General features: G+C 37.5%; 5 protein-coding genes and 1 pseudogene. 4 read left to right on the forward strand and 2 right to left on the reverse strand.

Annotated features, from left to right (window positions below):
• The 4 genes and pseudogenes from BHE89_RS08890 to BHE89_RS08905 form a co-directional block, all read left to right on the forward strand.
• Positions 1-190: pseudogene (locus BHE89_RS08890) on the forward strand (DUF1116 domain-containing protein); the annotation flags it as partial.
• A gap of 42 nt (positions 191-232) precedes the next feature.
• Positions 233-925 carry an oxamate carbamoyltransferase subunit AllH family protein gene (locus BHE89_RS08895; protein ID WP_286146017.1) on the forward strand — a complete coding sequence of 231 codons (693 nt, stop codon included), beginning with the start codon at positions 233-235 and terminating at the stop codon, positions 923-925.
• A gap of 185 nt (positions 926-1110) precedes the next feature.
• A complete protein-coding gene (locus BHE89_RS08900; RefSeq protein WP_069367323.1) occupies positions 1111-2016 on the forward strand; it encodes a carbamate kinase in 906 nt (301 codons plus the stop codon).
• Positions 2017-2041: 25 nt separating this feature from the next.
• A complete protein-coding gene (locus BHE89_RS08905) occupies positions 2042-3283 on the forward strand; it encodes an MFS transporter (protein ID WP_069367324.1) in 1242 nt (413 codons plus the stop codon).
• Positions 3284-3342: 59 nt separating this feature from the next.
• Here BHE89_RS08905 and allS read toward each other — a convergent pair whose 3' ends face one another.
• Both allS and BHE89_RS08915 read right to left on the reverse strand, forming a co-directional pair.
• Complete coding sequence (gene allS, locus BHE89_RS08910) at positions 3343-4257, reverse strand: HTH-type transcriptional activator AllS (RefSeq protein WP_036934748.1); 915 nt, start codon at positions 4255-4257, stop codon at positions 3343-3345.
• A 378-nt stretch (positions 4258-4635) separates the two neighbouring features.
• Positions 4636-5411 (reverse strand): CPBP family intramembrane glutamic endopeptidase (locus BHE89_RS08915; protein WP_141008281.1); only part of this gene is annotated, 776 nt, incomplete at its 5' end.

Consider the following 5411-nt stretch of genomic DNA (forward strand, 5'->3'; position numbering starts at 1 on the left):
CCAAGGTGCATGCTTAGGTTTAGATGCTCGTCGTGTTGTTGAAACCGGGATCACTCCACTGATTAACACGGGTATTGCACATAAAGAGCCAGGTGTTGGTCAGATTGGTGCAGGTACTGTACGCGCACCTTTAGGTTGCTTTGAAAAAGCGATTGTTGCACTCGCTGAAGAGCTAGGTATCGACGCTTAATCTCGTTTTTTAACGACAAAGTACAGCAATAAAGGGGGCATTATGCAAATTCAAGCACTTCAGACCAGCCAGCATATCGCTGATTTTGAAGGTGAGATTAAATGTGTGGGCATTTATGACCATGCTTTGAATTTCATTTGTCCTCAACAACGCTTAATGACTTTTCATCGTGAAGGAAGAGGATTAAGCCCGATGGGATGGTTACTGAAACAAGCGGATTTTGATTATTTTGCAAAACAGTGCCATCCCTCGATTGTCATGAACCTTAAAAACCATCAAGCGATACTCGCCAATAAGCTGACATTGATCGCGGGTCCAAGTGAAAATTTGCGCTTACAAGATAAAGCGGATTTAGATTTGCGTTGGTTAGAAAGTTTCTTTTCTTTGTTATCCCCTGCGATTGCAACGGGATTATACGGATCATTGAAAAATTACCGTCAAATTGCGCAACTTAGCGAAATTAAGTTATTAACTAAGCTGTTTCATACTCAGCTATTAGGCAATGCAGTTAACTGGGCTATTTTTACAGGGAAAGGCCCCGGATTAACGCCAAGTTCAGATGATATGCTTGTAGGAATGTTATTTGCACATTATTTAGCAGAGCCAGAAAATAAAATTAATAATTTTTTTAATAACACACCGCCTTTATCTGAATTGACCACCATTGTCAGTAAGCATTATTTGGAATATGCCACACAGGGAATATTTTCTACCTATCTCATTCAATTTAGGTAAAAAAATAAAGAATAAAGAGATTATTTTTAAGGATATGTTGGAAATACTCTCTATTGGTCATCATTCCGGCGCGGATACATTACTGGGATTATGGATTGGTTACCAAGCTAAAAAAACAACAACAGCATATTGATTAATTTTTTTTTAATAAAAGAATTTATATAAACATTCGGATACGGATAATTATGAAAACAATTGTTATCGCTTTAGGCGGAAATGCATTATTGCAACGCGGAGAAGTGTTGTCTGCTGAAAATCAATATAAAAATATTGAATTAATGTCAGAGACAATTAATAAATTAGCTAAAGAGTATCGTGTTGTATTAGTACACGGTAATGGGCCTCAAGTTGGATTACTTGCACTACAAAACCTTGCATATCAAGATGTTCCTGCATATCCATTGGATATTTTAGTCGCAGAAAGCCAAGGTATGATTGGTTATATGATGATGCAGAAAATTAATCAGAATGATCCTGAGCAAGCAATTACAACAGTCATGACTCGAGTTTCAGTTGATATTAATGATGAAGCATTTAACGATCCAAGTAAATTTATCGGCCCTATTTATGATGAAGCTGATAAAGAAGAATTAATTGCGAAGTATCAATGGACATTTAAACAAGATGGTAAACATTATCGTCGAGTTGTTCCATCACCAACACCGAAAAAGATTATTGATATCGAAGCTGTAAGACTTTTATTAGATAAAGGTCATATAGTTATTTGTGGTGGAGGTGGTGGTATTCCAGTCAACAACTCAAATAATGAATTTATTGGTAGTGAAGCTGTTATTGATAAAGATTTAACGGCAGCTTTAATTTCTCGTGAATTAAATGCAGAACACTTTGTTATTTTAACAGAGGCCGACGCTATTTATAAAAATTGGGGTACACCAGAACAAGCTGCAATTCGTGAAGCAACACCAGAAGAACTTGCACCAATGGCTGTCGCTGATGGCGCAATGGGACCAAAAATTATGGCAGTGAGTGATTTTGTGAATGCAACAGGGCAACAAGCTCATATTGGTGCATTACAAAATATTCAACAAGTTATTGAAGGTCAGTCTGGCACTTTAATTTATAAGTCTTAATAAAAATTCTTTCAGGAGCGTCATTATGAACGATGCACAAGTGAATGAGAAAGGCAAAGTCCCTTATTGGGTCAAACTGACCATTATCTTCTTCTTTGGTTGGATTGCTTTGTATGGTAGCCGTGCCATTATTGGTCCTTTAATGGTAAATATTGGTGCTGAGTTTGATCTTTCTAAAGCTCAACTTGGCTCCATTATGAGTATTTTCTTTATCGGATATACTGCACTAAATATTCCATCAGGTATGATTGGTGACTATTTAGGTAAGAAAAAAGTATTAGTAACAGGTGTTGTTCTCTTTGGTGGATTCACCATTATTGCGGGGATGATGCCAACTTATGTGACCTTTATGTTTGCATGGGTCATGGTGGGGATATTCCAAGGTTTTTATTATGGTCCTCAGTATGGTCTATCTTCGGAAGCGATACCAAAACATCGTATTACATTAGGTAGTGCGATTATCAATAGTGGTATGGCGTTTGGTTTATCTATTGGTTATTACATCTCAAGTATTTCTGTTGGTGAGATGGGAATGAGCTGGCGTGCTCCGTTCTATATTATTGGTGTGCCAATTATTATCATTGGTTTGGTTATGTTATGGATCATTAAAGATAAGCCAAAAGCACAACCAGCGACAGAAAATGGCGCACCAAAACAGAAAGTTAAACTGACATTTAAAGATTTATTTGGTAATCGTAATATCAACCTTGCGTATGTCACCATCTTCTGCTCAATTTATGGCTTCTTTGTATTAGTCACTTGGTTACCGTACTACTTAGAAACTGAGCGTGGAATTACGGGGACACAAATTTCAACTATCGCATCATTAATGCCATGGTTTGCTATTCCTGGTTCACTGATATTTAGCTGGGTTTCAGATAAAATTGGTCGCCGTAAACCCGTATTATTAATCATGTTACCACTGTCATTAGTCGCTATTCTTGCGGTACCAATGTCAGAATCAATGCCGGTATTAATTGGTGCGCTGATCCTTTACGGTATTGTCGGTAAAATTAGTACAAACCCTGTACTTGTTGCTGTGGTTGCTGATAACTCACCGAGACATGCACTAGGTACATCATTTGGTGTTTATAACTGTATCGGTATGTTGGGTTCTGTTTTTGCACCAACATTAACGGGTTTCCTATCAGACAAAACCGGTAGCATGGACTCGGGTTTCTACTTTGCCGCTATCCTAATTTGTATCGGTATTGTGGCTAGCCTCTTTATTAAAGAAAGCAACAATAATGAAGAAGCAAAAGCGTAGTTCGCTATTCAGATAGTCATTGGACTACACAGTAAAAGGGCAAACTTCGGTTTGCCTTTTTAATTTAAAGGATCGTAAAACGATTGCACACTCGGATGATTTTGCTTAAATAATTCCACTAAATAACTGACTACCGCACCTTTTTTATCTTCACACCATGCTAATGAAAGCGGAGAGTTGTGACGACGATTTTTTACTTCTTTGGCAATTAACTGTCCGCTATCAATAAGTGGTTTGCATAAACTTAATGGTAAAAATCCTATTCCCACGCCTTTTAAATGACAGGCTAATTTAGTGTGTAAATCAGGTACTCGGATCTCATGCTGACCCGATAAACGCCATGCAGTACGTTTAGAAAGATGACGAGATGTATCTTCAACATTTACAGCAGAATACATACGCATTTGATCATCACTTAATACACCACTGATATTGGCTAAAGGATGATTAGGCGCGACAACAAATTGCCATTGGATCTCACCCATCGCACAAATATTAATATTATTCTTAAGGGATTCATTACCTGTAACACCGATAGCAAAATGATAATCCTCGTTAATAAGCGCATCCCAAACCCCCATATAGACTTGGCGAGTAATATGAAATTGGGTAGAAGGAAAACGTTGATGAAGACAAGCCAACATGCTGGCAACCGCAGTGCGATCATAGAGAAGATTATTAATAACAATATTGACTTGATGTTCGACACCGGCGTTCATTTGCTGAAGTTCAACAGGCATTGATTCTAACCATACAATCCATTGACGACATTTTTCTAATAGATATTCTCCTGCCGGTGTGAGTGTAACTGTTCTGGTGGTGCGATTAAAAAGTTGGGTACCGATATTTTCTTCTAATGTTTTTATACGGTAACTGATCGCCGCTGATGTTTTATGAAGTACATCGGCGGCTTTGGTAAAACTTTGGCAATCAGCGACCTGTATAAAAGTACGGATCATTTCTTGGTCTAACATATCTTTTGTCCTGGTAATAAGAGGGGCAAAATATCAGCAGATTATGCTGAATTAAAAAAGCCAACAAAGCAAAGCTTACCTATTTTTTCTGAGGTCTATACTGCAAAGTAAGACAACTTCTTATCGTATTAATGGATGTTATTATTTTGGGCTTATTATTGTTCGCCGTATGAAGTTTTGATTATTTATAGATAAGCGATAAAGCATACTAACAAAAATTTCATCGATGATGGGCGCAAATAAGAAGATCTGTATTCTATTTATGTGATTGCTTTCACGTTTCACTTATCCTTTTACTGACGAAGTTAAGATATCAGTAAAAGGCAGTGAATGTCAGGATAAAAAAATAGGTCATCGTTGTGATATGAAAAAGAGAGATCACGCTATTTTAAATGGATAGGTAAAAAAGAGCAGGTGAGTCAGATTAAGTGCAAAGTGAAATAGTGTTGCAACCCAAAGTCGACCACTCCACATCCAAGCTAATCCATAAATAATACCCGCCAATGACGCAAATATGATCAGCAATAATCCACCAGCGAAATGCGCTAAACCAAAGATAATGGCTGCGATTAATAGCGCAATATAAGGGGGGAGGTAACGTGATAATGTTTGCTGAATAACACCTCTAAATAATGCTTCTTCAGCGAGTGATACAAAAAAGAGATTTGCGAGAATAAACGCAGGTAACCACGACGGAAAATGCAATTCAATTGCTAATCCCCCTAACGTTACAGCGATTAGTAACAATGCAGGAATAGCAATAATTAGCATTGCCCACTGTAATTTATTTGCTTCTCTTAATGGCTCGCAGACGAAAAGTGTAGGAATAAAGATCAGAAAAATAAAAGGCAATAATGCTTTATCTGCATTGAAATAAAAAGAAAAAGGCGCGCTTTTCATCCCGATAATGGCGTGTGAAAGGTAACGTAAATTGTTAAAGCCAGGAATAAGGTGAAAAGTTAATCCACTGGCAATAATGACAAGCGCAAGAATGATGATAGCTTTAAGTAGAGGCTGTTTTTTATAGCGGGAATAGGCAAGAGCCAGTAAGAGAATACTCAAAATAACGGGAAGGGCGTGCCATGTAATAACACCAGTTATAAATGCGCTAAGTGCTGTAAATATCAGTGTAGTAAACGCAAGAGTACGATTGA

This window comes from Shigella sp. FC1967, assembly GCF_001743005.1.
GTDB lineage: Bacteria > Pseudomonadota > Gammaproteobacteria > Enterobacterales > Enterobacteriaceae > Proteus.